The following is a 23,678-nucleotide window of genomic DNA, read 5'->3' on the forward strand; positions in this document are numbered from 1 at the left end:
CGCGCCCTCGGGAAGGGTGCCCATGCGCGCGCGCGCCACGATCAGGTGTCGCGCCAGCGCGCGCTCCATGCGGCCCCGCGGCACCGCATCGCGCCCGGCCAGAAGCCAGCCGGCATGCACCACCAGCCGGTCCAGCCGTGCGGACACCAGCGGCAGGGTCCAGCCCGGTCCGCGCCCGTGGCCCTGCCGGGTGAACCAGTCCGTCACCCAATCGCGCGCCAGCGCCCGCGCAGGCCCCGTGCCGAGCGCGGCCAGATCGTCGAGCCAGTCGAACCGCTGACGCGCGGCCTCGAAGGCGCGGGTCGGGGCGGGCAGATCCCAAAGCGCACGCCCTGCCGCATCGACGGGCCGCGCGCCCGCCAATGCCACCCGGCCCGCGACCAGCGCGGCCCCGGCACCCGCATCCCCGGTCGTAGCCGCCGGAGGTTGCGTGACCAGTGCCGCGCGGCGGGTGGCATAGCCCGCGCGCCGCGCGGCCCAGCGATCCCGCCAGCCCACGGGCGGCAACTCCTCCGCACCCATCATGCCTGTCATGCCCCGGTCCCGTGCCTGCCCCGCGCCATCCTAGGTGCCGGTTCCGGTGCTGTCATCGCCCGCATCACCCAGCCGGAACGTCGCGATGAAGAACCCGTCGATCCCGCCGCGGTCGGCCCACAGGTCAGGCCGCAGCCGCAACCCCGCAGCCCCCGTGCGCCAGTCCGGGTCGATGCCGGGCCGGTCCAGCGCCGCGGGGTCGGGAACCAGCACCGGGTGGCGGTCCAGCGCGGCGGCGGCCTGCGCCTCGCCTTCCTCGGGCAGGAGCGAACAGGTGCAGAATACGAGCCGCCCGCCGGGGCGCAGCAGCGCGACCGCCCGGTCGATCAGCGCCGCCTGCAGTGCGACCAGCGGCTTGATGTCGGCGGATTGCTTGACGAAGGGCAGATCGGGATGGCGGCGGATCGTGCCCGTGGCGCTGCATGGCGCATCGAGCAGCACAGCGTCGAAAGACGCGCCGGACCAGTCCAAGGCATCGGCCACGACGATCTCGGCCGACAGGCCGGTCCGCGCGAGATTGTCCCGCAGCCGCGAAAGCCGCGGCCCCGAGATGTCCAGCGCCGTGACCGCCGCCCCCGCCGCAGCGAGCTGGAGCGTCTTTCCCCCCGGCGCGGCGCAGAGGTCAAGCACATGCTCGCCGGGCTGCGCGGCCAGAACCCGCGCGGGCAGCGCGGCCGCGGCATCCTGCACCCAGAACGCACCGTCGTCATATCCCGGCAGGGCCGTGACCTGCATATTGCCCGGCACGCGCACGCTGCCCGTGGGCAGAAGCGTGCCGTCGACGGCCAGCGCCGCGGCATCGCCCCGCGCGGTCAGGTCCAGCGGCGGGGGGGCGGCCTGGACCGCCTCCATCGCGGCTGTCGCCTTGCCGCCCCAGGCCGATTGCAGCCGCCCGCGCAGCCAGCCCGGCAGGCGCTGGGGCGGCAGATCGGGCCAGCGCGCGGGCGCGTCCTCGGCCACCTGCCGCAGGACGGCATTGATCAACCCGGACAGATGCGCGGTCTTGCGGTCGCTCCGTGCCAGCGCCACGGCACTATCGACGATGCCATGGGCGGCGCCACCCTCGGCCAGTTCGGTCACCGCCAGCCGCAGGATCGCGCGCACCGGCAGCGGCGGGTTCTTGCGCAGATGTGGCTTCAGAAGCGTATCCGACGGGTCCGCGCCACGCAGCGCCGCCAGCGCCAGCCGACGGGCGCGGGCACGCTCGGGCGGGGGCAGCGGGGCAAGGGGACCTTCCGGCGCCTCCGCCACCTGTGACAGAAGCGCCCCGTCGCGCCACACCGCCAGAAGCAGGTCCAACGCCGCGGCGCGCGGCGCCATGCCGGGCGGTCCGCCCTTGCCCCTGCCCTTGCCGTTCTTTCCGCCCTGACCCGTCACATTGGCATCCCCGCGACCCTGCCGCGCTTGCAGCGCGACCCGCGCGGCGTATATCACAGGGCTGCGCCCGACAAGTCAGGAGCCTGCGGCCATGACAGACGACACACCACCCCAAGCCGATCCCCGCGCCGACCTGCCCCCAGCCGCGCAACGCGCGCTGGCCGAGGCCGAGGCCCGTCGCGCCAAGGCGACGGCGCAGGCGATGCCGCGCGAATTGGGCGGCCGCGACGGACCCGAACCGGTCCGCTATGGCGACTGGGAAAAGAAAGGAATAGCGGTCGATTTCTGATCGAGCAGCACCTCGATTCTGATGGAGCAGCACCTTCACCGCTCACTGGCGCGCCGGGCTTGACCTGGCGCCTCCCGGCGGTTCTCGGTGCTGGCGGGCGGCTATTCCAGCCGCAAGCTTGCCGACTCGCCCGTGCCCTTGTCCGAGGTGAAGCGCAGCGACCGGCCGTCTCGGGCGACCTCTTGGCAGTTGTAGCCGATTTCCGTGTCGCCCCAGGCCAGATCGCGGCAGAAAAAGCCATCCTCCCAGGTCCAGTTTCCCGTCACTTCGCGCCCGAAGGCGCTGCCGGAAATAGCGCCGTCCCGGGTGACGGTCAGCCGGATACCCATGCGGGTCAGCTCACCCTGCGTGACCACCCCGAGAAACTCGGCCCGGTCCCGGATCGGTTGATAGTCGGCCAATGCCGGTGCGGCGATCCCGGTCGTGGCAAGCACCAGTACCGCGGCGCGAAAAGACTGTGGCATCCTGTCCTCCGTGTTCGGAAAGACTTACGCACAGCATATTCTACCGGATCATTCCGCGCAGCGCGAGGCGCGGTCGCTCAGCGCAGCCCCAGAACATCCACCATGTCGTAGGCGCCCGGCGCGCGGCCTTGCCCCCACAGCGCGGCCTTGATCGCACCCCGCGCGAAAACGCTGCGGTCGCTCGCCACATGGCGCAGGACGATCCGTTCGCCGTCGGCGGCGAACATCACGTCATGTTCGCCCACGATGTCGCCACCGCGGATGGCCGAGAAGCCGATGGCCCCGCGACCGCGCGCGCCGGTGATCCCGTCGCGGCCCCGTTCGGCCACATCATCCAGCGCCACGCCGCGCCCCGCCGCCGCAGCCTCCCCCAGCATCAGCGCGGTGCCCGAGGGCGCATCGACCTTGTGGCGGTGATGGGCTTCGATCACCTCGATGTCATAGTCCGCGTCCAGCGCCGCCGCGACAGTCTTCGTGATCTGCACCAGCAGGTTCACCCCGAGGCTCATGTTTCCCGCCCGCACGATCACCGCCCGGTCGGCACATGTCCCGACCGCGGCGATATCGTCGGCGGTCATGCCGGTCGTGCCGATCACGTGGACGATCCCGCGCGCCGCCGCCGCCTGCGCCAGAGCCACGGTCGCGGCGGGGGCCGTGAAATCGATGACCGCCTGCGCATCGGCAAGGGCCGCATCCGCATCGTCCGTCACGGTGACGCCGCAAGCTGCCCCGCCGGTCGCGGACCCGAGATCCTGGCCGATCCAGCCGTGGCCGGGCCGTTCGAGCGCGCCAGCCAGCCGCGTGGCCGGATTGTCCTGCACGAGCCTCGCCAGCGTCTGGCCCATGCGCCCGGATACGCCCGCGACCGCGATGCCCACATGATCCGCCATGGTCCCTGTCCTTCTGCCCTGTCGTTCTCCGCGCGTGCCTATGCCACCACCGCGCGCTTGGCAAAGCCTGTTGCGGCGCGCGGCATCATCCCCTAATTGCGGCCCATGGCGAAACAGACACATCTTGACGGGCCCGGACCGTCGCAACGGCAGTTGCGGGTGGGTGAACTGATCCGGCGCACGCTGTCCGACGTGCTCATGCGCGGCGACGTGCACGACCCGGACCTGAACCGCATGTCCATCACCGTGGGCGAGGTGCGCACCAGCCCCGACCTGAAGGTCGCGACCGCCTTCGTGCTGCCGCTGGGCGGGCACGATGCCGAGGCCGCGCTGCTGGCGCTCCGCCGCAACAAGGTCGAATTGCGCCGGATGGTGTCCAAGGCGCTGACGCTGAAATTCGCCCCCGACCTGCGGTTCCGCATCGACGACACGTTCGACCGGCTCGACGACACGCGGCGGCTGTTCGATCGCCCCGAGGTACGGCGCGATCTGGAAAAGCCAGACGATAGCGACGGCGACGCCTGATCCATGGGACGCGGACGCAAGGGGCGCGACGTGTCGGGCTGGCTGGTGATCGACAAGCCGGCGGGGATCACGTCGAACGCTGTGGTGAACAAGGTCCGCTGGGCCTATGGCGCGAAAAAGGCGGGCCATGCCGGCACTCTCGACCCGGACGCGACGGGCGTGCTGGCCGTGGCGCTGGGGGAAGCGACGAAAACCGTGCCCTTCGTCACCGACGCGCTGAAATGCTATCGATTCACCGTGCGGCTGGGGCAGGCCACCAACACCGACGACGCCGAGGGGGAGGTGATCGCCACCAGCGACGCGCGCCCCGATGACGATACGATCCGGGCGGCGCTGGCGCAGTTCACGGGCGACATCATGCAGGTGCCGCCACAATTTTCCGCCGTGAAAATCGACGGGCAACGCGCCTATGCGCTGGCGCGGGCCGGTGAGGACATGGAGCTGGCCGCGCGGCCCCTGTTCGTCGAGACGCTGGATTTCGTGAAACGTCTCGATGCCGATCACGTCATGCTCGACATGGTCTGCGGCAAGGGCGGCTACGTGCGGTCCATCGCCCGCGATCTGGGCGCGATGCTGGGCTGCCACGGCCATGTGCGCGACCTGCGCCGGGTCTGGTCCGGCCCGTTCGAAGCCGACGAGGGCGTGACCATGGACCGGGTCGAGGCGCTGGCCGGGGATCACGCCGCGCTCGACGCGCTGCTCTTGCCACTGGAAACCGGGCTTGCCGACCTGCCGGAACTGCCCTGCACCGCCGATGGCGCCGCGAAGCTGCGCAACGGCAATCCCGGCATGGTCCTGTCGTCCGAGGCCGAATACGGCGACGAGGCATGGGCGTCGTTCGACGGGCAACCGGTTGCCGTAGGCATCTACAAGGCGGGCACGCTGCACCCGTCGCGGGTGTTCAACCTCGCCTGACCCGCCTCGCGTCATCGTGCGCGCAAGATTGTTTCGAATCTGTTAGTGTCAAAGTGCCGCAGGTCGTGCGCCTGTGCAGCATAACACCGACAGGAGGTTCGAGATGGTTCAGACGATCGGGAATCCGCTGACATGGGGCGTGGGCGCCGCGCGGGCCGCGGGCAGCGGTATCGCCAATGCCGCCAGCCACATGGGCGGGCGCGATACCGCCGACATCACCGTGCGCGAGATCGGCATGGACGACATCAAGGCGGCCCTGCGCGCAGGCTTCGACGATTTCACGGCGATGCGCAGCGACGTCGTCTTCATCGTCCTGTTCTACCCGTTGATCGGCGCGTTCCTCGTCTATTCCGCCTTCAACGCGACCATGGTGCCGTACATCTTCCCGCTGGCCTCGGGCTTCGCGCTGTTAGGGCCGGTGGCCGCCACCGGCCTGTACGAAATGAGCCGCAGGCGGGAGGCCGGGCAGGACGTGTCCTGGGCCGATGCCTTCGCACCCTTCGGCGCGCCGTCCTTCGGGGCGATCTTCGGGCTGGGGGTCTATCTGCTGGCGGTGTTCATGGTCTGGATGGCGGTGGCGGCGCTCATCTATCGCGTGACCATGGGGGCGGTCCCGCCCGAATCGCCGCTGCAGTTCTTCGGCGACGCGCTGACGACGCCCGCGGGCTTCGCCATGATCCTGATAGGGATCCCCATCGGTGCCGCCTTTGCGTTGGGTGTGCTGGCGCTGACCATCGTATCCTTCCCGCTGCTGGTGGACCGCAACGTGGGTCTGCCGCGCGCTGTCGTGACCTCGGTCGAGGTGGCGAAAAAGAACCCGCGCACCGTGATCGCGTGGGGGTTGATCGTGGCCGGCCTGATGGCCGTGGGCTCCGCGCCGCTGTTTCTGGGGCTGATCGTGGTCATGCCGGTTCTGGGCCATGCCACATGGCATCTCTACCGCAAGGCGGTCGTGGCGGCCTGAACCTGCTTGCGGGGCGGCGGCGCGGGACGCTATGCCGCCCCCCATGATCATTCGACACCATGTCAAGGACGACGCACCCTCCACCGCCGTCTATTCCGACTGCGAGGCATATCGCTACAGCCTGACACGCATCTGGGACGAGGCGCTGGGCCGGGCGCTTTTCGTAATGCTGAACCCCTCCACCGCGACCGAAGTGCAGAACGATCCCACCGTGGAACGCTGCGAACGCCGCGCCCGCACGCTGGGGTTCGGCGCATTCCGGGTCTGCAACATCTTCGCCTATCGCGCGACCGACCCGCGGGTGATGCGCGCGCAGCCCGACCCGGTCGGACCCGAGAACGACGCGGCAATCCGCGACGGTTGCGGATGGGCGGATGCGGTGATCTGCGCCTGGGGCACCCATGGCGCGCATCTGCACCGCGGGCCGGCGGTCGCGGCGATGATCCGCGCCACGGGCGCGGCGCCGCTCCATCTCGGCCTGTCGAAGGACGGGCACCCGAAACACCCGCTCTACATCGCCTACAGCCAGCAACCGGCGCCCTGGGCGTAGGGGCGGTAACGCCGCACCCCCTTTCCATCGCAGGCGATTCCCCGTATAGGCGCGCATCCGGACGCGGTCCGGACCCTCCAAGGGCCTTGCTGGACGACATCCCGGCTTGCGCCATCACCTTTCATACCAAGGAGACCCCGATGTCGATCACGGTTGAAGATAAGCAGCGCATCCTGAAGGAATTCGCGACCAAGGACGGCGACACCGGTTCGCCCGAGGTTCAGGTCGCGTTGCTCACGTCGCGGATCACCACGCTGACCGAGCATTTCAAGACGCACAAGAAAGACAACCATTCCCGTCGCGGCCTGCTGATGATGGTCGCACAGCGCCGGAAGCTGCTGGACTACCTGAACGGGAAGGACCCGGCACGGTACCAGAGCCTCATCAAGCGTCTCGGCATCCGCCGCTGATCCCGGTCAACGCGCCCCCTGCGGCGCGTTTTCCTTTTGTGGGGCGCGGGCTGCGCTGTTAGCCTACCCCGACAGCAGACACCCATCCCCGCCGGGCCTCACGGGGATGTGCCATTTCCGAGGCCACGGGCAACCGCCCGTACGCAACCCGGCCGGGGGAGGGTCCCTCGGTCCAGATAGGAACGCACATGTTCGACGTTAAGAAAAAATCGATGCAATGGGGCGAGGAAACGCTCACCCTCGAGACGGGCAAGGTCGCCCGCCAGGCGGACGGGTCCGTGATCGCCACGCTGGGGGAGACCAGCGTCATGGCGAACGTGACTTTCGCCAAGGAACCGAAGCCCGGTCAGGATTTCTTCCCGCTTACCGTCCATTACCAGGAAAAATACTACGCCGCGGGCAAGGTTCCGGGCGGTTTCTTCAAGCGCGAGGCGCGCCCGTCGGAAAAGGAAACGCTGACCGCGCGCCTGATCGACCGGCCCATCCGCCCGCTGTTCGCCCCCGGCTTCAAGCACGAAGTCCTGGTGATGTGCACGGTACTGTCCCATGATCTCGTGAACGATCCCGATATCGTGGCGATGATCGCGACCTCCGCCGCGCTGACGATCTCGGGCGTGCCCTTCATGGGCCCGATCGCGGGCTGCCGCGTGGGTTTCGTGGACGGCGACTACATCCTCAACCCCGAGATCGAGGACATGCAGAACCTGCGCCTGAACGCGGAGCAGCGTCTGGATCTTGTCGTCGCGGGCACCCGCGACGCGGTGATGATGGTGGAATCAGAAGCCTACGAGCTTTCGGAAGAAGAAATGCTCGGCGCGGTCACCTTCGCGCATGAGCAGATCAAGCCGGTCGTGGACCTGATCGTGGCGCTGGCGGAAGAAGCGGCCAAGGAACCCTTCGACTACAGCCCGCCGGATTATTCCGCGCTTTACGAGGTGGTGAAGGCCGCGGGCGAAGCGCAGATGCGCGACGCTTATGCCATCACCGACAAGCAGCAGCGCGTTGCGGCCGTGTCGGCGGCCCGCGACGCGGTCAAGGCGACGCTGAGCGAAGAGCAGCTTGCCGACCCGAACCTCGGCTCGGCGCTCAAGAAGCTGGAATCGGCGGTGCTGCGCGGCGACGTGGTGCGCAATGGCCGCCGGATCGACGGGCGCGCGCTCGACCAGATCCGGCCCATCGTGTCCGAGGTCGGCATCCTGCCCCGCACCCATGGCTCCGCCCTGTTCACGCGCGGCGAGACCCAGGCGCTCGTGGTGACGACGCTGGGCACGGGCGATGACGAACAGTTCGTCGATGCGCTGCACGGCACGTCCAAGCAGAACTTCATGCTGCACTACAACTTCCCTCCCTATTCGGTGGGCGAAGCCGGGCGCGTCGGCCCGCCGGGACGCCGCGAGATCGGCCATGGCAAGCTGGCGTGGCGCGCGTTGCAGGCCGTCCTGCCCGCACCGACCGATTTCCCCTATACCGTGCGGCTCGTGTCCGAGATCACGGAAAGTAACGGGTCGTCGTCCATGGCCTCGGTCTGCGGCGGGTCGCTGTCGATGATGGACGCGGGCGTGCCGCTCAAGGCCGCCGTGGCCGGTGTGGCCATGGGTCTCGTGCTGGAGGAAGACGGGTCCTTCGCGGTCCTGTCCGACATTCTCGGCGACGAAGACCACCTTGGCGACATGGACTTCAAGGTCGCGGGCACCGAACAGGGCATCACGTCGCTCCAGATGGACATCAAGGTGGCGGGCATCACGCCTGCGATCATGAGCCAGGCGCTGGAACAGGCGAAGGCCGGGCGCCTGCACATCCTTGGCGAGATGAACAAGGCGCTGACCGCCCCGTCGGGCTTCAGCGAATACGCGCCCAAGATCGAGACGATGACGGTGCCCGTCGACAAGATCCGCGAAGTGATCGGGTCGGGCGGCAAGGTCATCCGCGAGATCGTGGAAACCAGCGGTGCCAAGGTCGACATCAACGATGACGGTGTCATCAAGATCGCGTCCAGCGACGCGGATGCGATCAAGCGTGCCTATGACATGATCTATTCGATCGTGGCCGAGCCGGAGGAAGGCAAGATCTATCGCGGCAAGGTCGTGAAGCTGGTCGATTTCGGCGCCTTCGTGAACTTCTTCGGCAAGCGCGACGGGCTGGTGCATGTCAGCCAGATCGAGAACCGCCGCCTGAACCACCCGTCCGACGTGCTGAAGGAAGGGCAGGAGGTCTGGGTCAAGCTGCTGGGCTTCGACGACCGCGGCAAGGTCCGCCTGTCGATGAAGGTCGTGGACCAGGCGACCGGGGAACCCGCCGTCGAAGGCGAAGTCGCCGAATAACCGGCACGCCGGCCATCACGCAACGGAAAGCCCCGGGCCGGTGCCCGGGGCTTTTGCGTTTCTGATCGTGCCCTTACGTCACGGCGTTTCCAACTTGCCCGATGCGCAGAAGCGCCATTAACCTCTTTTCACAGGGTCGCGGCATACTCGCGGCCCATGACTGGGAGGTATTCCATGACGATCAGGTTTCTTCTGGCAGCCGCCGCGATCGCAGTCGCGGGCACTGGCGCGAGCGCGAGTTCGTTTTCAGATCCGTACACCAGTTTCTGGGCGCTTGGCGACAGCCTGACGGACAATGGCAATACCTTCGCGTTCGCACCCACGGCGATCCCCAGCCCGCCCTATTTCAACGGGCGCGTGTCCAGCGGGCCGACCTATGCGGAGTATCTTGCGGCCGATTTCACGGCACAGGGCAAGCCGACCGACAATCTTGCCTTTTCCGGCGCACTGGCGGTCGCCAACGGCGACCTGATCCCGGATCTCGGCTTGCAGGGCTTTGCTCCGGTCCCGATCTATGCCGATGGCGGCACCGGGCTGGCCGGGCGCGCGGCGCAGTTCGGGGCGCGGCCGCTGGTATCGCTGTTCTTTGGCTCGAACGACGTTCTGGATGCGCTTGGCCGGGGCGAGGATGCGGGCGCCGCCGCCACCGCAGCGGCGGGCGAGGTGCTGGCCGGTATCGCCGGGCTGAGCACATTCGGCGTGCGCGATTTCCTCGTACTTGGCCTGCCCGATTTTGGGCTGATTCCGCGACTGAACGGCCTGCCCTCACCTGTCCGCGATGCGGCGACGGCTGCTGCGCGCACCTTCGATGAAGCCATCGCCGCCGGGCTTGGGGGCCTTCCCCCCGCGGTTCAGGTCACGCAGATCGACGTTTTCACGGCGATCCGCGACCTTGTGGACGACCCCGATCCGCTGGGGCTGACCAACACCACCGACGCCTGCCTGACCTTCGGCGTGGACGCGGACGGCGACCGCACGATCACCGGTCTCTGCACCGATCCGTCCGTCTATGCCTTCTTCGACGATATCCATCCGACCGGCACCGTGCATGCCGCACTGGCCGATACCGTGCGCGTGACGGTGGCCCCTGTGCCCCTGCCCGCGGCGGGCTGGGCGCTTCTGGCAGGTCTGGGTGGACTGGCCGCGCTGACTCGGCGCCGCGCGGGCTGACCCGCGCGCCGCACGCCCGTGGTGGACCCGTCCGATCACACGCAGCGGCCTTGCGGCACACAGGTGCGACAGAGCCCGGTGGACAAACCACCGGGCCCCACATCCTGTCTAATTCCGAAAGAACCGGCGATCAGGCCGTCTTCCGGCACCGTGCCAGCGCGCCGCCACCCGCGAGCGCGGTCAGAAGCAACAGGCCGCCCGCCGGGAGCGGCACCGGGGCCGGTGCAAGATTCGTTTCCAGCCGTGCCTGCGTCGGATTTCCTTCGAAGTACCACATCTCGACGGCGTAGCGTCCGGTCGGACCCGTGAAGATCGTGCTGGTGGTTCCGGTGGGACCGCGGAGCGCTTCGAAGCGCGAGAATTCGGCCCCACCGATATTCAGAAGGAAGCCGTCATCCGACGTCACCGTGATCTCGTCGCCCGTGGTCAGGAAGGAATAGCCGGTCAGCCGCAACACCGATTCCTGGAAGTTGACGCTGCCATCGCCGACGATCGAACCGGCATCGGCATTGAGAAAATCGGCAAGCGATCCGATCAGGAAGGTGCCGTCATTCCCGTAATTGATCGTCGTCGCGCTGAAACTTGCATCCGCGGCGTTCGACGTGGCAAAGGAGATGGCATCGCTGATCGTGGCGAGGCTGTTCGCAGGGGCATCCCAGAAGGTGCCGTTGAAACTGGCCGCGGAAGCCGATGCACCGGCGGTCACGCCGACAAGCGCCGCGATGGCCGTGATGAGACGTGTCATGGGTAAATCTCCATGGGTGAATGGTTTGCGATGACGTCCGGTCGTCTCGGTTTCGGATGCGTCAGGCGGGCAAGCCCCCACGCTGCCAGCCTGCGCATACGGACCATACCCCGGTTGCCGAGTCGAATGAGTGCGCGAGGTCACATTCGGTACAGGAACCCCGATTTTCCTCGGCAACGCCACTTTTTCAGGCGCAAGTCGCACGGACATTCCCGGCCTTGGCCGGCCGAGCCGCAGCCAGCGGCGGTGCGCTACCCGCAAGCGGGGCAGCGCGACTCGGTTTCGGGTCTCAGGTGCCGGACGGCCAGCCGCTGATGGCCTTCACCTCCAGGAACTCGGCCAGACCGAAGGCACCGCCCTCGCGGCCGTGCCCCGACTGCTTCATGCCGCCGAACGGCGCACCGGGTCCGAAGGATTTTCCATTGACCTCCACCATGCCCGACCGCAACTGGCGGGCCACCCTGCGGATCCGGTCGGGATCGGCGGTCTGCACGTAATTGGTAAGCCCGTACGCGGTATCGTTGGCGATGCGCACCGCGTCGGCTTCGTCGTCATAGGCGATGACCGACAGAACGGGACCGAAGATCTCCTCCTGCGCGATGGCCATGTCGTTGGTCACGTCCGCGAAGACGGTGGGCCGCGCGAACCAGCCCCGGTTCTGGCCTTCGGGGCGGCCGGGCCCGCCCGCGACCAGCCGCGCGCCTTCGGCCACACCCTGTTCGATCAGGCCCTGCACCTTGTCCCATTGCGCGGCACTGACCAGTGGGCCGATATGGCGGCCCGGTTCCGCCGCATGGGCCGTGGCCGTGTCACGGGCCGCCTGCGCCGCGATGTCAAGCGCCGCATCATACCGCGCGCGGCTGACCAGCATCCGCGTCGGTGCGTTGCAGGATTGGCCGGTGTTGTTGAAACAGCGCCGCGCGCCGGTGCGGATCGCACTGTCGGGCGCATCGTCGAAGATGATGTTCGCGCCCTTGCCACCCAGTTCCAGCGCCACGCGGGTCAGGTTGTCGGCGGCGGCGTGGCTGATCTCGCGCCCCGCGCGGCCCGACCCGGTGAAGGAGATGAAATCGACGCCCGGATGACGGCACAGCGCATCGCCCGCCCCGCGCCCGTCGCCGTGGATCAGGTTGAACACGCCCGCGGGCACCCCTGCCTCGTCCATGATCTCGGCGAACAGATGCGCCGACAGGGGCGCGATCTCGGACGGTTTCAGCACCATCGTGCAGCCCGCCGCCAGCGCCGGGATCACCTTCAGCGTGACCTGATTCATGGGCCAGTTCCACGGGGTGATGAGCGCGCAGACACCGACGGCTTCGTGCCGTATCAGGGTGCCGGGGGTGCCCGGCAGCGGCGCCTCGAACACCATCTCCTCCAGCGCCTTGGCGGTCGCGCGGATATGGCCCGCCCCCGCGGGCACCTGCGCCCCGCGCGCCCAGTCGATGGGCGCGCCCATCTCGCGGCTGGTCGCCTGCGCCATGTCCTCGGCGCGGGCATCATAGACCTCGGCAATGCGCGCGATCAGCGCCAGCCGATCGGTCACGGAACTCTCGGCCCATTCGTCGAAGGCCGCCCGCGCCGCCGCGACCGCCCGATCTACATCCGCGGTGCCCGCCAGCGGCAGGGTCGCGATCTCGTCCTCTGTGGACGGGTCGTGCACGGGTACGGACCGGCCCGATGCGCTCGCGACCCATGTTCCGCCGATCATGAACTGCCCGAAATCCGCCATGTCGATATCCCCCTTGTACAGCGACAGGGTTTCATCCTGCGCACCCGTGCGCAAGACACGGTTCTTTCTTCGCGCCGGGGGCTGACATCCGCGCGGCTTGGGTCCAGATACCACTGAACATCGAACCAGACCGGAGGACCCGATGGGTTTGCGCATCAACGAGACCGTTCCCGATTTCACCGCCCGCACCAATCAGGGCGAGATCGGCTTTCACGACTGGATCGGCGACAGCTGGGCGATCCTGTTCTCGCATCCGAAGGATTTCACCCCCGTCTGCACCACCGAATTCGGCGCCGTGGCGCAACTGGCCGATGAATGGGCAAAGCGCGGCACCAAGGTGATCGGCGTGTCGGTGGACGGCGTGGACGACCATCGCAAGTGGATCGGCGACATCGAGACCTTTGCCGGGACCGATGTGGGCTTCCCCATCATCGCCGACGACGACCTTGTCGTGTCCAAGGCGTTCGACATGCTGCCTGCCGAAGCGTACCTGCCGGACGGGCGCACCCCCGCCGACAGTGCCACGGTGCGGTCGGTGTTCATCATCGGGCCGGACAAGAAGCTGAAGCTGTCGATGACCTACCCGATGACCGTCGGCCGCAACTTCGCCGAGGTGCTGCGCGCGCTGGATGCATTGCAGGCGTCGGCGCGGCTGGGCGTGGCGATGCCCGCCAACTGGGAAATGGGCCAGGACGTGATCGTGCCGACCAGCGTCAGCACCGAGGACGCACGGGCGAAATACGGCACGGTGACCGAGGTCTTCCCCTACCTGCGCACCACCGCCTATCCGGGCTGAACGCCCGAACGCGAAACCGCCGCCCGGTCGGGGCGGCGGTGTCAGGGTAGCGGTCGGGATAGCGTTCAGAACATCCCGCGGCCGCCGATGATGTTGCGCACGGCGGCTTCGCGGCTCAGCCCGCGGGCCGCCAGTGCGGAATCGTCGGTCTCGCTCAGGCGGACCAGATCCTGCCGGGTGCGGTCGAATGCGGCGATTTTCACGAAGGACGTGAAGACACGGTCGAGCCGGCTGCTCAGGCTCCGTGTCGGGACGGGAAAGTGGGTTGCGTCGGTCATGGGTAGCTCCATTGGGGGGATTCTTTTCCTGCACAAGACATAGGCACCACGATGCTGCACTTGCACAGTCATCTGGACAATGCCGCCCTGCGCGCAGCGCAAGGCGTCCGCGCCTTCGCGCTCAGAAGGGGCAGGCGACCCGGAACACCATGCCCCGGCCCCCGTCGGGGTGGCGCAGGCGCAACTCCTCGGCGTGGAGCATCAACCGCGGGAAATCACGCGCCGCGCCCGTGGCGTAGAACGGGTCCCCAAGGATCGGGTGACCCAGTGTCAGCATGTGCACCCTGAGCTGATGGCTGCGCCCTGTCTTCGGCATGAGCCGCACGCGGGTCGTGCCGTCCTCGATCCGTTGCACACGCCAGTCGGTGATGGCCGCACGCCCGTTCTCGTGATCGACCATCTGGCGGGGACGGTTCGGCCAGTCAACGCAAAGCGGCAGATCGACGGTCCCGCGACGCGCCGCCATCTCGCCCCAGACACGGGCTGCATAGGTCTTCTTGATCTGCCGCTTCTCGAATTGCAGGCCCAGGTGGCGCTGCGCGGCGGGACCCTGCGCGAAGACCATCACCCCCGAAGTGTCGCGGTCGAGCCGGTGGACCAGAAGCGCCGTGGGAAACACCGCCTGCACCCGCGTGAGCAAACAATCGGCAAGATGTTCCCCGCGCCCCGGCACCGACAGAAGCCCCGCGGGCTTGTTGACCACAAGGATCGCATGGTCGTCATGCACCACGTCGAGCGGCGTGTCCGGCGGGCAATAGGCGCTGCCGGACTCCGGGACGCTGACCATGATCGGGTCTCCTTATGTGCGAGGGTCGGAAACCCGTTGGTAAGACCTGCGCCCTAGCCTGTCAAAAAGGGCTGAACGGAGCGACCCATGGAACTCGACCACGACATCAAGGGCGACGTGCTGGTCATAACGCCGGCAGAACCCCGGATCGACGCCGCGGTGGCGATCCAGTTCAAGGACGGGATGCGAACCCTGACGCAGGATGCGGGGGGGCGTGTCGTGCTCGACCTGCGCCGCGTCGATTTCGTGGACAGCAGCGGGCTGGGCGCCATCGTCGGGGCGATGAAACAGCTGGGCGGGCAAGCCCGGCTCGAACTGGCGAGCCTGACACCGAACGTGGCCAAGGTGTTCCGCCTGACACGTATGGATACCGTGTTCACCATCCATGACAGCGCCGATCACGCGCTTCAAGCCGCGGCCAGCCATGGGTGACGGGCTGGCCGACAGGCCCGGTCTCGCTGCAAGGCGGCATGTCCTGACGGTTGGGGCGTCGCCGCACGGCGTGCGTGCAGCCCTGATCCAGGTGAACGGGGTGCTTTGTGCGGACGGCGTCGGACGCGACGACCGGGGCACATGCGAAACCGTTCTGGCAGAAGTGCTCAATAACATCGTGGAACATGCCTATGGCGGGAAGGACGACCGGAACATAGGCGTGGTCCTGTCCCGCGACCGCCGTGGCCTTGTCGTGGAAGTGACCGATGCGGGTGCGCCGATGCCCGGCGGGTGCCTGCCGGACCCCAAGGCCGCACCGCTGGACGTGGCCCGCGATGACCTGCCCGAAGGCGGCTTTGGCTGGTCGGTGATCCGGGACCTGACGGCAGGACTGGAGTATCGCCGCGTCAACGGGATCAACCGGCTGCGATTCCGGGTGCCCTTCGGCGCATGACGCCGGCAAGACACGCGTGTCCCGCGCCCCCCACCCCCCGACAAGTGCAGGCCCGGCAAGGATCTCCGGAACCATTGCCCTGGACGTTCCGCCCCCCACCGCGGATGGGCACGGGCCGAAGACGACGCCTGACATGGTCCCCGTTCGGGGCAATCGGCTTGCACACGACGCGGCCTTGTCCGAACGTGTCGTCGGAGTTGCATACAGGGGGACAGGCGATGCGCGATTTCCACGGTCCGGGGCGGTCCCCGGTGTTTGCCATGAACGGCATGTGCGCCACCTCGCATCCGCTGGCGGCCAAGGTCGCGCTGGACCTGTTGCAGGCGGGCGGCAACGCGGCGGACGCGGCCATCGGCGCGGCCGTGTTGCTGGGCATCTGCGAGCCGCAGATGACCGGAATCGGCGGCGACTGTTTCGCACTGGTCAAGCCCGCCGGAACCGAGGACGTGATCGCGCTGAACGGGTCGGGGCGCGCGCCCGCCGGGCTTGACCCGGTGGCCCTGCGCGCCCAGCACGGCGACACGCTCGACCCGCGCTCTGCCGATGCCGTCACCGTGCCCGGTGCAGTTGATGCGTTCTGCGCCCTCTCGCAGCGCATGGGCCGCCTCGACCTTGCCGCCGTACTCGCCCCCGCGATCCATTATGCCGAGGACGGCATCCCCGTCGCCCCGCGCGTCGCCTTTGACTGGGAACGTGATGCCGCGGCGCTGCAGGGGGTGGCGCGCGACCACTATCTGATCGGCGGGGACGTGCCGCGCATCGGCCAGGTCTTCCGCGCGCCTGGACAGGCGGCGGTCCTGCGCCGCATCGGCGCCGAAGGACGCGCCGCATTCTACGAAGGCGAGATCGCGGCCGAGATGGTCGCCGCCCTGCGCGCCGCCGGCGGCTGCCATGACGCTGCAGATTTCGCCGCGACCGAGGCCACATGGGGCGACCCGGTCATCGGCCACTACAAGGGCACCGACCTGCTGGAGCATCCGCCGAACGGGCAGGGCATCGCCGCGATCCTGATGGCCAACATCCTCGCACAGTTCGATCTGCCCGCCATGGACCCGCTCGGCGCCGACCGCGCCCATATCGAGGCGGAGGCTGCGAAACTCGCCTATGACGCGCGCAACCGGTTCGTTGCCGACGCCGATCACATGACCCGCGCCGACCACCTGCTCAGCCCCGACACCGCCCGCGCACTGGCCGCGCTGATCGACCCGGCGCGCGCGATGCCGGACCCGGCGGCGGCGGCAGGCCATGTCCACCGCGACACGATCTACATCACCGTGGTGGACCGCGACCGGATGGCGGTATCGCTGATCTATTCGATCTTCAACGGTTTCGGCAGCGGCATCGCCACCGACCGCCACGGCATCCTGCTGCACAATCGCGGTGCGGGCTTCTGCCTGATCCCCGGACATCCGAACGAAGCCGGGGCTGGAAAGCGCCCGATGCACACGATCATCCCCGCCATGCTGCGTGAAAAGGGGCGCATCACCATGCCTTTCGGCGTGATGGGCGGCGCCTACCAGGCCAACGGGCACGCACGGTTCCTGACGAACGTCGTGGATTACGGCATGGACCCGCAGACCGCCATCGATGCGCCGCGCAGTTTCGCCGATCAGGGCGCGCTGAAGGTCGAGCGCGGCTATTCCGACGCCGTGCGCGCCGACTTGGACGCGCGCGGGCATGCCGTCACGATCCCCGACACGCCCATCGGCGGCGCGCAGGCCATTCGCATCGATCCCGATACCGGTCTGCTGGAAGGCGGGTCCGACCCCCGCAAGGACGGCTGCGCGCTTGGATACTGATCCCCGCGCGCGGTCCGCGGCTCAGTTCAACTGGGCCTGGAGCGGGTAGACCCCGTCTTCGAGCTCGCCGAACATGTCCTCGAGATCCGGGTGATCGATCGGCTCTCCGGACAGGTCGGGCAGAAGGTTCTGTTCGGACACGTAGGCCACGTAATAGCTCTGCTCGTTCTCGGCGAGCAGGTGATAGAACGGCTGGTCCTTGGCGGGGCGGCTGTCCTCGGGAATGGATTCGTACCATTCGTCGGTATTCGAAAACACCGCATCCACGTCGAACACCACCCCCCGGAAGGGGTGCTTGCGATGGCGGACCACTTGGCCCAGTCGGAATTTCGCGCGTGTCTTCAGCATGGATTGCAACCTTTCGCCCTGCCACATATGCCAAACCGAAGAACCTGTCCATGCGGCCCCGTCGCCGGTTTAGGAATTCGTGAACGTGTCCCTTCTGCTTGTCGTGCTCGAAATCGTGGCCCCCGTGTTCCTTCTGGGGGCGATCGGGTTCACCTGGGTGAAACTGGGATACGAATACAGGCTGGCCTTCGTCACCCAGATGGCGATGACCCTGTCGGTGCCCTGCCTGATCTTCACATCGCTTATGCAGACCGAAATCGACCCCAAGGCGCTGGCGGACCTGTCGCTGGCCGCGATCCTGGCTTATGGCGGCGTTACGCTGGCCATGGCGGTGCTGACGCTGGCCCTGCAGCTCGAACGGCGCACCTTCCTGCCGCCGCTGATCTTCGGCAACACCGGCAATGTCGGCCTGCCGCTTGCGCTCTTCGCCTTCGGGGAAACCGGGCTCGGCTACGCCGTCGTCGTCTTCGCCGTGATGGCGGTGTGGTCCTTCACCTTCGGGGTCTGGGTCGTTTCGGGCGGCGGGTCGCTGCTGAAGGTCGTGCGCGAACCCATGGTCGCCGGAACGCTGCTGGGCGCGCTGTTCCTGTGGCAGGGCTGGGAAACCCCACGGTTCCTGACCAACACGCTGGAACTGGTCGGGCAGATCGCCATCCCGATCATGCTCATCACGCTGGGCGTCGCCGTCGCACGGCTGAAGCCTGCCCGCATGGGGCTGGCCGTGGCGCTGTCGGCGGTGAAGCTGGCCATTTGCGTCGGGATCGCGTGGTGGGTCGGCGACTGGTTCGCACTCGATCCGGTGGCCTTCGGCGTGCTCGTGTTGCAGGTCGCGACGCCGGTGGCCGTCACATCCTACATGCTGGCCGAGAAGTACGGGGCCGATTCCGATGCCGTGGCCGGTCTGGTTGTGTCCTCGACCCTCATGGCGGTTCTGGCCTTCCCCGCACTGCTGGCCGTCCTGCTCTAGGGAAATTCATTTCCGTTCCGCGGCGCTTTTCGCTAGTGTTGCGCAAAACAAGAACGGCATGAGGCAGAACATGAGCAGGCGGATGACCGCGCTGGCCCTCGTGGCCCTTCTCAGCGCATGTGGCGGGGCCAAGTCGCCGCCGCGCAATCTCGATAACGCGTGCAGCATCGTGGACCAGCGCCCGCAGTACCTGCGCGCCTTCAAGCGTGCGGAAGACAAATGGGGCGTGCCGGTCGCGGTGCAGATGGCCGTGATCCACCAGGAAAGCAAGTTTGACGGCGATGCCCGCACCCCGCACCAGTACGCGCTTGGCGTGATCCCGATGGGGCGGCAATCCTCGGCCTTCGGCTATAGCCAGGCGCTCGACGGCACGTGGGATGACTACAAATCCGCCGAAGGCCGCTGGCGGGCCAGTCGCACCAATATCAACGACGCCACCGATTTCATGGGCTGGTACATGACCGAAACGGAGCGGCGGAACGGCATTTCCAAGTCCGACGCGCGCAACCAGTATCTTGCGTATCACGAAGGCCATGGCGGCTATGCCCGCGGCAGCTACACCCGGAAAAGCTGGCTGGTGCGGGTCGCGGGCAACGTGCAGAACCGCGCCTACATGTACGACAACCAGTTGCGTGCCTGCGGCAAGATTTGACGGCTGCGGCTGGGGCTACTGCCGCGCCTGCATTTCCAGCTGGATCGAGAACATCACGTCGCCCAGATCGTCGCGCGTGCGGAACGGCTCCAGCCGCGTGCGGGTCTGTTCGCCGCCGCCCGACACGATCAGCCACTCCGACAACCGCACCGGGTCGTGTTCAAAATAGAGATAGATGCGCCCGTATTCCGGGTTGTCCGGGTCCTGCGCCTGCACCACCGTGCGCCCGGCATCCATGCCATGCCCGGTGACCATGCGTGCGCGCGTCAGATCGATGTCGCGTGCCAGGATGATCCCAAGCGGTGTGCGGCGCAGCGGGAACTGTTCCGGCGTGCCGCTGGCACGTCCGTCGAACACCGCGATCTGCCCGCCGCTGGCCAGCACCAGCGTTTCCTCCTGCGGCGGGTCGTATTCGAAACGGATACGCCCGGGGCGCTTGATGAACAGCGTGCCCGTGAGCCGTGAGCCGTCGGCGTTCACCTGCGTGAACCGCGCCTCCGCTTCGGTGATCGTGTCGAGATAATCGGACAGCGCGGGCAGCGACAGCCGCTCGTCAGAGGCGGCGGGAAGGGCTGCAAGGCACAGCGCAAGTGCGGCGATCAGGTGTTTCATCGTCCCGATATACGCCGCCGCGCGCGCCTGTGCATCCCCCCGCGCCGATCACGGTCCGGTCATCGTGTCGTCCGGCATATGCCTGCAAGCGCGCCGCGGGTCCGGATGGGACAAGGCGCTTGCGTAGGGACGCCGCCTATGCCCCTTGCCCGTGGGCCGCCGACCGCAACCCCAGTATCCGCCGGGCCTGCTGCCATGTCGCCACGGGCCGCGCATACCGTTCGCAAATCTCCGCCGTGCGGCGCACAAGTGCCGCGTTCGACGATGCGAGCCGGTCGCGGTCCAGCCGCACGTTGTCCTCCAGCCCCGTGCGCGCGTGGCCGCCCGCCGCGATGGCCCAGTCGTTCAGCACGATCTGGCTCGCCCCGATCCCCGCCGCGCACCAGGGCGCATCCGGCCCGAACAGCCGCCGCACCGTGTGGACATAGTAATCGAAAACGTCCCGGTCGGCGGGCATGGCGTTCTTCACCCCCATGACGAACTGGACATAAGGGGTGCCCGCCAGTTGTCCCCGATCCGACATCTCCTTCGCCTTCAGGATGTGGCTCAGGTCGAAGGCCTCGATCTCGGGCTTCACGCCATGGGCGAGCATCTCGGCCGCGAGCCAGTCCACCAGATCCGGTGGGTTTTCATAAACCCGCGTCGGAAAGTTGTTCGACCCCACCGACAGCGACGCCATGTCGGGCCGCAGCGGCAGCATCCCGCCGCGCGCCTTGCCCGCGCCCGACCGCCCGCCGGTGGAGAACTGGATGATCATGCCGGGGCAGTGCGCCTCCACCCCCTCTTTCAGCCGTGCGAATTTCTCGGGGTCCGAGGACGGGGTCTGATCGTCGTTGCGCACATGGGCGTGCAGGATGCTCGCCCCTGCCTCGAACGCTTCGTGGGTCGATTCCACCTGTTCGGCCACACTGATCGGCACTGCGGGGTTGTTGGCCTTCGTCGGCAGGCTGCCGGTGATGGCCACGCAGATGACGCAGGGACTGGTCATGGCCGCGCCAGCACGAAATCGTGCGCCACTTCGAGGAACGGCCCGTCGAAGCCCGCGGCGTCGATGCGCGCGGGATCGTCCACCGGCACGAATTCCGCCATAAGGCTTTCCTTGACGCCGAACACCGCGTCGGACGCGATATAGGGGTCGTCCGGGTCGAAGATATGCGTCGTGAGCGTCTCGAAACCGTCGGCGGAAATGATGTAGTGCAGGTGCGCCGGGCGATAGGGATGGCGGCCAAGCGCGCCCAGCAGCTTGCCCACCGGCCCGTCATCGGGGATGGGATAGAATTTCGGCTTCACCCCGCGGAACCAGTAGCCGCCCTCCGCGTCCGAACGGAACACGCCGCGCAGGTTGAAATCCGGCTGGATGCCCTTCTGCTGCACGTCGTAGAACCCTTCGTCATTGGCTTGCCAGACATCGATCTTCGCCCCCGCGATGGGGTTGCCATCGGTATCGAGGATGCGGCCCCGCACCAGCATCGGCTCCCCCTTCTGGTCGAGACAGATGTTCGACCCCAGGGGCAATTCCGGCGCGCCATCGACATGGAAGGGGCCGAGCACGGTCGATTCCGACGCGCCCGACGGTTTGCGGTTGTTGATCGCATCGACCAGCATCGACACGCCCAGCACGTCGGACAGCAGGATGTATTCCTGCCGCCATTCGTTGCACATGTGGCCGGTGTCGGTCAGGAACATGATGGCCTTGAACCATTCCTCCTGCGTCGGCTCGATCTCCTTCACGGCGGCATGAAGGTGCCGGGTCAGCACTTCCATCACCTCTTTCAGGCGGGCGTCCTCGGTGCCCGCGTTGCGGGCGATGACCACGTCGGCCGAATTTTCCTCGGTGAAGAAGCCGCTTTCCTGCGTGTTCATGGCGTGCCCTTTCATTCCGCCGCCGCCGCGGCGCGCGATTGCGGTTGCAGGATGACGGACAGGACGCGGCGCAACTCGGCCTCCGGGTCGGCGGCCATGGCCGCGGCCCGGTAGCACACGTGCTGGTCGGGCCGGGCCATGACGGCGCCGCTGTCGCCGGTCTCCCGGATGCGCGCCCAGTCGCCCAGGTGATCCTGCACGGACATTCGTGGGCCGACGACATGGACGGCGATGTCGACGCCCATCTCGCGGCCCACGGTCTCGGCGGCGCGCGCCCAGCCTTCGCCGCCGATCCCGGTGAAGATCGTCCAGCGCCCCTTGCCGCACAGGTCGAGCGTGGAGACCTTGGTCCCGTCCTCGCGGAACAGCCAGCAATGGGGGATGCGCGCACCGGGCCACGTCGTCGGCTGGTAATGCAGTTCCGCATCGCGCGCGAAGCCGGGATCGGTGTGGTCGTCCTTCACCACCGCGCCGCTGTCATAGCGCTGGTTCATCTCGACGCCGTGGCAGTCGAATTCGTACTTCTTGAACGCGATGGCCTTGCGCAACGCCTCCCGCTGCGCCTCGGCGGCGGCGTCCGAGTTGCAGCGTTTGTCCATGTTCTGCTGCATCTTCACCGGGTCGACCGTGCCGGTCATGCCCAGCGCCTCGAAGATCGGGCCGAACTCGGCGATGGACTGGTTGGCGCGGGTAACGATCTGCCTGGCCACCGGCGCGCGTTCCTCGGAATAGCTGCGCAGCAGGCCGGGCCCGGCCGCGCCCTTGAGGACATGCGCAAGCTTCCACGCGAGGTTGTATCCGTCCTGGATGGACGTGTTCGATCCCAGACCGTTCGACGGCGGGTGCCGGTGCGCAGCGTCCCCCATGATGAACACGCGCGCCGTCTGCATGTGGGTCGCGTACATGTTGTTCACGGTCCATGTATTTGCCGAGATCAAGTCGATTTCCAGCGTCGGATCGCCGACAAGCTGGCGGGCGACCTCGGTCGCATAGGCCTCGTCCACCAGCGGCGCGGGTTCGTTGATGTCGTAGCCCCAGACGATCAGCCATTCGTTCCATGGGCGGACCATCCGCACCAGCCCCATGCCGATCCCGCCCACGTTCGCGCCGGGCTGCATGACCCAGTACAGCACCGAAGGCCGGTGCGCCACGAAGCGGGACAGGTCCGCGCGGAACAGGATGTTCATGGACCCGCCGACACCCATCTGCCCCTCGAAAGGCAGGCCCGCATGTTCCGCCACCAGCGAATTGCCACCATCGGCACCGACAAGGAACTTCGACCGGATCGTGATCTCGCGCCCGGTCAGCCGGTCGCGGCAGGTCGTCGTGACGCCATCGGCATCCTCGGTATGGGACAGGTATTCGGTGGACATCCGCGCCTGCGTTCCGCGCGAACAGGCGGTCTTGAACAGCAGCGGCTCCATGAAGGTCTGCGGCAGGTCGTTCATCATGCAGGGCGACGATATCTCGTGCTCGGCCTTGGATGCGGGCGCATTGCCCCAGCTTTGCATCCGTCCGAGTTCCTCCCCCGCAAGGCTTTCGCAGAACACGTTGTTGCCCATCAGATCGCGCTCGGTGGCGAAGTGATATGCCTCCTCCTCCACGTCGCGGCCAAGGTCGCGCAGTACCTCCATCGTGCGCTGGTTGGTGATATGCGCGCGCGGCGTGTTGGCCAGCCAGCGGTAGCGGTTGACCGCCATGTTCTCGACCCCGTAGCTCGACAGAAGCGCCGCGGTGGCACTCCCGGCGGGGCCGGTGCCGATGATGAGAACGTCAGTGGTGATGTCGGCCATTCGGGCATCCCTTT

26 protein-coding genes and 1 pseudogene are annotated in these 23,678 nt (G+C 67.7%); 14 read left to right on the forward strand and 13 right to left on the reverse strand.

Going from position 1 to position 23,678, the window contains the following annotated elements:
- Positions 1 to 534: pseudogene (locus tag DDE13_RS14115) on the reverse strand (heparinase); the annotation flags it as partial.
- A gap of 30 nt (positions 535 to 564) precedes the next feature.
- A complete protein-coding gene (locus DDE13_RS14120; RefSeq protein WP_111404971.1) occupies positions 565 to 1,854 on the reverse strand; it encodes an RsmB/NOP family class I SAM-dependent RNA methyltransferase in 1,290 nt (429 codons plus the stop codon).
- Positions 1,855 to 2,002: 148 nt separating this feature from the next.
- On the opposite strand from DDE13_RS14120, the gene DDE13_RS14125 reads away from it, so the two are divergent.
- Entirely contained in the window at positions 2,003 to 2,200 is a 198-nt protein-coding gene (locus tag DDE13_RS14125; protein ID WP_111404940.1) for a DUF1674 domain-containing protein, read from the forward strand.
- A 101-nt stretch (positions 2,201 to 2,301) separates the two neighbouring features.
- Here DDE13_RS14125 and DDE13_RS14130 read toward each other — a convergent pair whose 3' ends face one another.
- Together DDE13_RS14130 and dapB are read right to left on the reverse strand one after the other, a co-directional pair.
- Positions 2,302 to 2,664, reverse strand: coding sequence for a dihydrodipicolinate reductase (locus DDE13_RS14130; RefSeq protein WP_111404941.1), 363 nt, complete (start codon positions 2,662 to 2,664; stop codon positions 2,302 to 2,304).
- Positions 2,665 to 2,741: 77 nt separating this feature from the next.
- Positions 2,742 to 3,554, reverse strand: coding sequence for a 4-hydroxy-tetrahydrodipicolinate reductase (gene dapB, locus DDE13_RS14135; protein ID WP_111404942.1), 813 nt, complete (start codon positions 3,552 to 3,554; stop codon positions 2,742 to 2,744).
- 105 nt (positions 3,555 to 3,659) lie between these two features.
- Here dapB and rbfA point away from each other — a divergent pair, with 105 nt between their 5' ends.
- The 7 genes from rbfA to DDE13_RS14170 all read left to right on the forward strand — a co-directional run bounded on the left by rbfA (position 3,660) and on the right by DDE13_RS14170 (position 10,409).
- Positions 3,660 to 4,079: a 30S ribosome-binding factor RbfA gene (rbfA, locus tag DDE13_RS14140; RefSeq protein ID WP_111404943.1), complete on the forward strand. Its 420-nt coding sequence runs from the start codon at positions 3,660 to 3,662 to the stop codon at positions 4,077 to 4,079.
- A 3-nt stretch (positions 4,080 to 4,082) separates the two neighbouring features.
- Positions 4,083 to 4,994 carry a tRNA pseudouridine(55) synthase TruB gene (gene truB, locus DDE13_RS14145; protein ID WP_111404944.1) on the forward strand — a complete coding sequence of 304 codons (912 nt, stop codon included), beginning with the start codon at positions 4,083 to 4,085 and terminating at the stop codon, positions 4,992 to 4,994.
- A gap of 103 nt (positions 4,995 to 5,097) precedes the next feature.
- The gene (locus DDE13_RS14150) at positions 5,098 to 5,958 is read left to right on the forward strand and encodes a DUF2189 domain-containing protein (RefSeq protein ID WP_111404945.1); all 861 of its coding nucleotides are present in this window, start codon (positions 5,098 to 5,100) and stop codon (positions 5,956 to 5,958) included.
- A 43-nt stretch (positions 5,959 to 6,001) separates the two neighbouring features.
- Positions 6,002 to 6,508 (forward strand): DUF1643 domain-containing protein, encoded by a 507-nt coding sequence (locus DDE13_RS14155; RefSeq protein ID WP_111404972.1) that lies wholly within the window; start codon positions 6,002 to 6,004, stop codon positions 6,506 to 6,508.
- Between the two features lie 140 nt (positions 6,509 to 6,648).
- The gene (gene rpsO, locus DDE13_RS14160; RefSeq protein WP_111404946.1) at positions 6,649 to 6,918 is read left to right on the forward strand and encodes a 30S ribosomal protein S15; all 270 of its coding nucleotides are present in this window, start codon (positions 6,649 to 6,651) and stop codon (positions 6,916 to 6,918) included.
- A 188-nt stretch (positions 6,919 to 7,106) separates the two neighbouring features.
- Complete coding sequence (gene pnp / locus DDE13_RS14165) at positions 7,107 to 9,239, forward strand: polyribonucleotide nucleotidyltransferase (protein ID WP_111404947.1); 2,133 nt, start codon at positions 7,107 to 7,109, stop codon at positions 9,237 to 9,239.
- A 174-nt stretch (positions 9,240 to 9,413) separates the two neighbouring features.
- Positions 9,414 to 10,409: an SGNH/GDSL hydrolase family protein gene (locus tag DDE13_RS14170; RefSeq protein WP_111404948.1), complete on the forward strand. Its 996-nt coding sequence runs from the start codon at positions 9,414 to 9,416 to the stop codon at positions 10,407 to 10,409.
- Between the two features lie 130 nt (positions 10,410 to 10,539).
- Here DDE13_RS14170 and DDE13_RS14175 read toward each other — a convergent pair whose 3' ends face one another.
- Positions 10,540 to 11,154: a hypothetical protein gene (locus DDE13_RS14175; RefSeq protein ID WP_111404949.1), complete on the reverse strand. Its 615-nt coding sequence runs from the start codon at positions 11,152 to 11,154 to the stop codon at positions 10,540 to 10,542.
- Positions 11,155 to 11,443: 289 nt separating this feature from the next.
- Positions 11,444 to 12,883, reverse strand: coding sequence for an aldehyde dehydrogenase family protein (locus DDE13_RS14180; RefSeq protein WP_111404973.1), 1,440 nt, complete (start codon positions 12,881 to 12,883; stop codon positions 11,444 to 11,446).
- Positions 12,884 to 13,025: 142 nt separating this feature from the next.
- On the opposite strand from DDE13_RS14180, the gene DDE13_RS14185 reads away from it, so the two are divergent.
- Positions 13,026 to 13,679: a peroxiredoxin gene (locus DDE13_RS14185; protein WP_111404950.1), complete on the forward strand. Its 654-nt coding sequence runs from the start codon at positions 13,026 to 13,028 to the stop codon at positions 13,677 to 13,679.
- A gap of 65 nt (positions 13,680 to 13,744) precedes the next feature.
- Here the strand turns inward: DDE13_RS14185 and DDE13_RS14190 are convergent, their stop codons facing one another.
- Positions 13,745 to 13,957, reverse strand: coding sequence for a hypothetical protein (locus DDE13_RS14190; protein ID WP_111404951.1), 213 nt, complete (start codon positions 13,955 to 13,957; stop codon positions 13,745 to 13,747).
- Positions 13,958 to 14,078: 121 nt separating this feature from the next.
- Positions 14,079 to 14,744: a pseudouridine synthase gene (locus DDE13_RS14195; RefSeq protein WP_111404952.1), complete on the reverse strand. Its 666-nt coding sequence runs from the start codon at positions 14,742 to 14,744 to the stop codon at positions 14,079 to 14,081.
- 87 nt (positions 14,745 to 14,831) lie between these two features.
- Between DDE13_RS14195 and DDE13_RS14200 the strand changes: the two genes are divergently transcribed.
- The 3 genes from DDE13_RS14200 (at position 14,832) to DDE13_RS14210 (ending at position 17,429) form a co-directional block, all read left to right on the forward strand.
- On the forward strand, positions 14,832 to 15,176 hold the full coding sequence (locus DDE13_RS14200) for an STAS domain-containing protein (protein ID WP_111404953.1): 345 nt from the start codon (positions 14,832 to 14,834) through the stop codon (positions 15,174 to 15,176).
- Complete coding sequence (locus DDE13_RS14205; RefSeq protein WP_111404954.1) at positions 15,130 to 15,630, forward strand: ATP-binding protein; 501 nt, start codon at positions 15,130 to 15,132, stop codon at positions 15,628 to 15,630. The genes DDE13_RS14200 and DDE13_RS14205 overlap by 47 nt, the downstream gene beginning before the upstream one ends.
- Before the next feature lie 218 nt (positions 15,631 to 15,848).
- A complete protein-coding gene (locus tag DDE13_RS14210; RefSeq protein ID WP_111404955.1) occupies positions 15,849 to 17,429 on the forward strand; it encodes a gamma-glutamyltransferase family protein in 1,581 nt (526 codons plus the stop codon).
- Between the two features lie 21 nt (positions 17,430 to 17,450).
- Here DDE13_RS14210 and hspQ read toward each other — a convergent pair whose 3' ends face one another.
- Positions 17,451 to 17,777, reverse strand: a complete 327-nt coding sequence (gene hspQ, locus DDE13_RS14215; RefSeq protein WP_111404974.1) for a heat shock protein HspQ — start codon at positions 17,775 to 17,777, stop codon at positions 17,451 to 17,453.
- 85 nt (positions 17,778 to 17,862) lie between these two features.
- On the opposite strand from hspQ, the gene DDE13_RS14220 reads away from it, so the two are divergent.
- Positions 17,863 to 18,744 (forward strand): AEC family transporter, encoded by an 882-nt coding sequence (locus tag DDE13_RS14220; RefSeq protein ID WP_111404975.1) that lies wholly within the window; start codon positions 17,863 to 17,865, stop codon positions 18,742 to 18,744.
- Positions 18,745 to 18,814: 70 nt separating this feature from the next.
- On the forward strand, positions 18,815 to 19,396 hold the full coding sequence (locus DDE13_RS14225) for a transglycosylase SLT domain-containing protein (RefSeq protein ID WP_111404956.1): 582 nt from the start codon (positions 18,815 to 18,817) through the stop codon (positions 19,394 to 19,396).
- A gap of 15 nt (positions 19,397 to 19,411) precedes the next feature.
- On the opposite strand, the gene DDE13_RS14230 is transcribed toward DDE13_RS14225, so the two are convergent.
- From DDE13_RS14230 to DDE13_RS14245, 4 genes are all read right to left on the reverse strand, one after another.
- Positions 19,412 to 20,008, reverse strand: coding sequence for a LolA family protein (locus DDE13_RS14230; RefSeq protein ID WP_111404957.1), 597 nt, complete (start codon positions 20,006 to 20,008; stop codon positions 19,412 to 19,414).
- Positions 20,009 to 20,144: 136 nt separating this feature from the next.
- Entirely contained in the window at positions 20,145 to 20,996 is an 852-nt protein-coding gene (locus tag DDE13_RS14235) for a BKACE family enzyme (protein WP_111404958.1), read from the reverse strand.
- Positions 20,993 to 21,871 (reverse strand): intradiol ring-cleavage dioxygenase, encoded by an 879-nt coding sequence (locus DDE13_RS14240; protein ID WP_111404959.1) that lies wholly within the window; start codon positions 21,869 to 21,871, stop codon positions 20,993 to 20,995. The genes DDE13_RS14235 and DDE13_RS14240 overlap by 4 nt, the downstream gene beginning before the upstream one ends.
- 11 nt (positions 21,872 to 21,882) lie before the next feature.
- Positions 21,883 to 23,664, reverse strand: coding sequence for an FAD-dependent oxidoreductase (locus DDE13_RS14245; RefSeq protein WP_111404960.1), 1,782 nt, complete (start codon positions 23,662 to 23,664; stop codon positions 21,883 to 21,885).
- Between the last annotated feature and the right edge of the window lie 14 nt (positions 23,665 to 23,678).

Origin of the sequence: Meridianimarinicoccus zhengii (assembly GCF_003254465.1) — a bacterium.
Classification (GTDB): domain Bacteria; phylum Pseudomonadota; class Alphaproteobacteria; order Rhodobacterales; family Rhodobacteraceae; genus Meridianimarinicoccus; species Meridianimarinicoccus zhengii.

Coding starts and splice junctions, on each gene's coding strand:
- DDE13_RS14120 (WP_111404971.1), bottom strand. CDS start 1,854: ATGGCGCCGCGCGCCGCGGCGTTGGACCTGCTTCTGGCGGTGTGGCGC.
- DDE13_RS14125 (WP_111404940.1), top strand. CDS start 2,003: ATGACAGACGACACACCACCCCAAGCCGATCCCCGCGCCGACCTGCCC.
- DDE13_RS14130 (WP_111404941.1), bottom strand. CDS start 2,664: ATGCCACAGTCTTTTCGCGCCGCGGTACTGGTGCTTGCCACGACCGGG.
- dapB (WP_111404942.1), bottom strand. CDS start 3,554: ATGGCGGATCATGTGGGCATCGCGGTCGCGGGCGTATCCGGGCGCATG.
- rbfA (WP_111404943.1), top strand. CDS start 3,660: ATGGCGAAACAGACACATCTTGACGGGCCCGGACCGTCGCAACGGCAG.
- truB (WP_111404944.1), top strand. CDS start 4,083: ATGGGACGCGGACGCAAGGGGCGCGACGTGTCGGGCTGGCTGGTGATC.
- DDE13_RS14150 (WP_111404945.1), top strand. CDS start 5,098: ATGGTTCAGACGATCGGGAATCCGCTGACATGGGGCGTGGGCGCCGCG.
- DDE13_RS14155 (WP_111404972.1), top strand. CDS start 6,002: ATGATCATTCGACACCATGTCAAGGACGACGCACCCTCCACCGCCGTC.
- rpsO (WP_111404946.1), top strand. CDS start 6,649: ATGTCGATCACGGTTGAAGATAAGCAGCGCATCCTGAAGGAATTCGCG.
- pnp (WP_111404947.1), top strand. CDS start 7,107: ATGTTCGACGTTAAGAAAAAATCGATGCAATGGGGCGAGGAAACGCTC.
- DDE13_RS14170 (WP_111404948.1), top strand. CDS start 9,414: ATGACGATCAGGTTTCTTCTGGCAGCCGCCGCGATCGCAGTCGCGGGC.
- DDE13_RS14175 (WP_111404949.1), bottom strand. CDS start 11,154: ATGACACGTCTCATCACGGCCATCGCGGCGCTTGTCGGCGTGACCGCC.
- DDE13_RS14180 (WP_111404973.1), bottom strand. CDS start 12,883: ATGGCGGATTTCGGGCAGTTCATGATCGGCGGAACATGGGTCGCGAGC.
- DDE13_RS14185 (WP_111404950.1), top strand. CDS start 13,026: ATGGGTTTGCGCATCAACGAGACCGTTCCCGATTTCACCGCCCGCACC.
- DDE13_RS14190 (WP_111404951.1), bottom strand. CDS start 13,957: ATGACCGACGCAACCCACTTTCCCGTCCCGACACGGAGCCTGAGCAGC.
- DDE13_RS14195 (WP_111404952.1), bottom strand. CDS start 14,744: ATGGTCAGCGTCCCGGAGTCCGGCAGCGCCTATTGCCCGCCGGACACG.
- DDE13_RS14200 (WP_111404953.1), top strand. CDS start 14,832: ATGGAACTCGACCACGACATCAAGGGCGACGTGCTGGTCATAACGCCG.
- DDE13_RS14205 (WP_111404954.1), top strand. CDS start 15,130: ATGACAGCGCCGATCACGCGCTTCAAGCCGCGGCCAGCCATGGGTGAC.
- DDE13_RS14210 (WP_111404955.1), top strand. CDS start 15,849: ATGCGCGATTTCCACGGTCCGGGGCGGTCCCCGGTGTTTGCCATGAAC.
- hspQ (WP_111404974.1), bottom strand. CDS start 17,777: ATGCTGAAGACACGCGCGAAATTCCGACTGGGCCAAGTGGTCCGCCAT.
- DDE13_RS14225 (WP_111404956.1), top strand. CDS start 18,815: ATGAGCAGGCGGATGACCGCGCTGGCCCTCGTGGCCCTTCTCAGCGCA.
- DDE13_RS14230 (WP_111404957.1), bottom strand. CDS start 20,008: ATGAAACACCTGATCGCCGCACTTGCGCTGTGCCTTGCAGCCCTTCCC.
- DDE13_RS14235 (WP_111404958.1), bottom strand. CDS start 20,996: ATGACCAGTCCCTGCGTCATCTGCGTGGCCATCACCGGCAGCCTGCCG.
- DDE13_RS14240 (WP_111404959.1), bottom strand. CDS start 21,871: ATGAACACGCAGGAAAGCGGCTTCTTCACCGAGGAAAATTCGGCCGAC.
- DDE13_RS14245 (WP_111404960.1), bottom strand. CDS start 23,664: ATGGCCGACATCACCACTGACGTTCTCATCATCGGCACCGGCCCCGCC.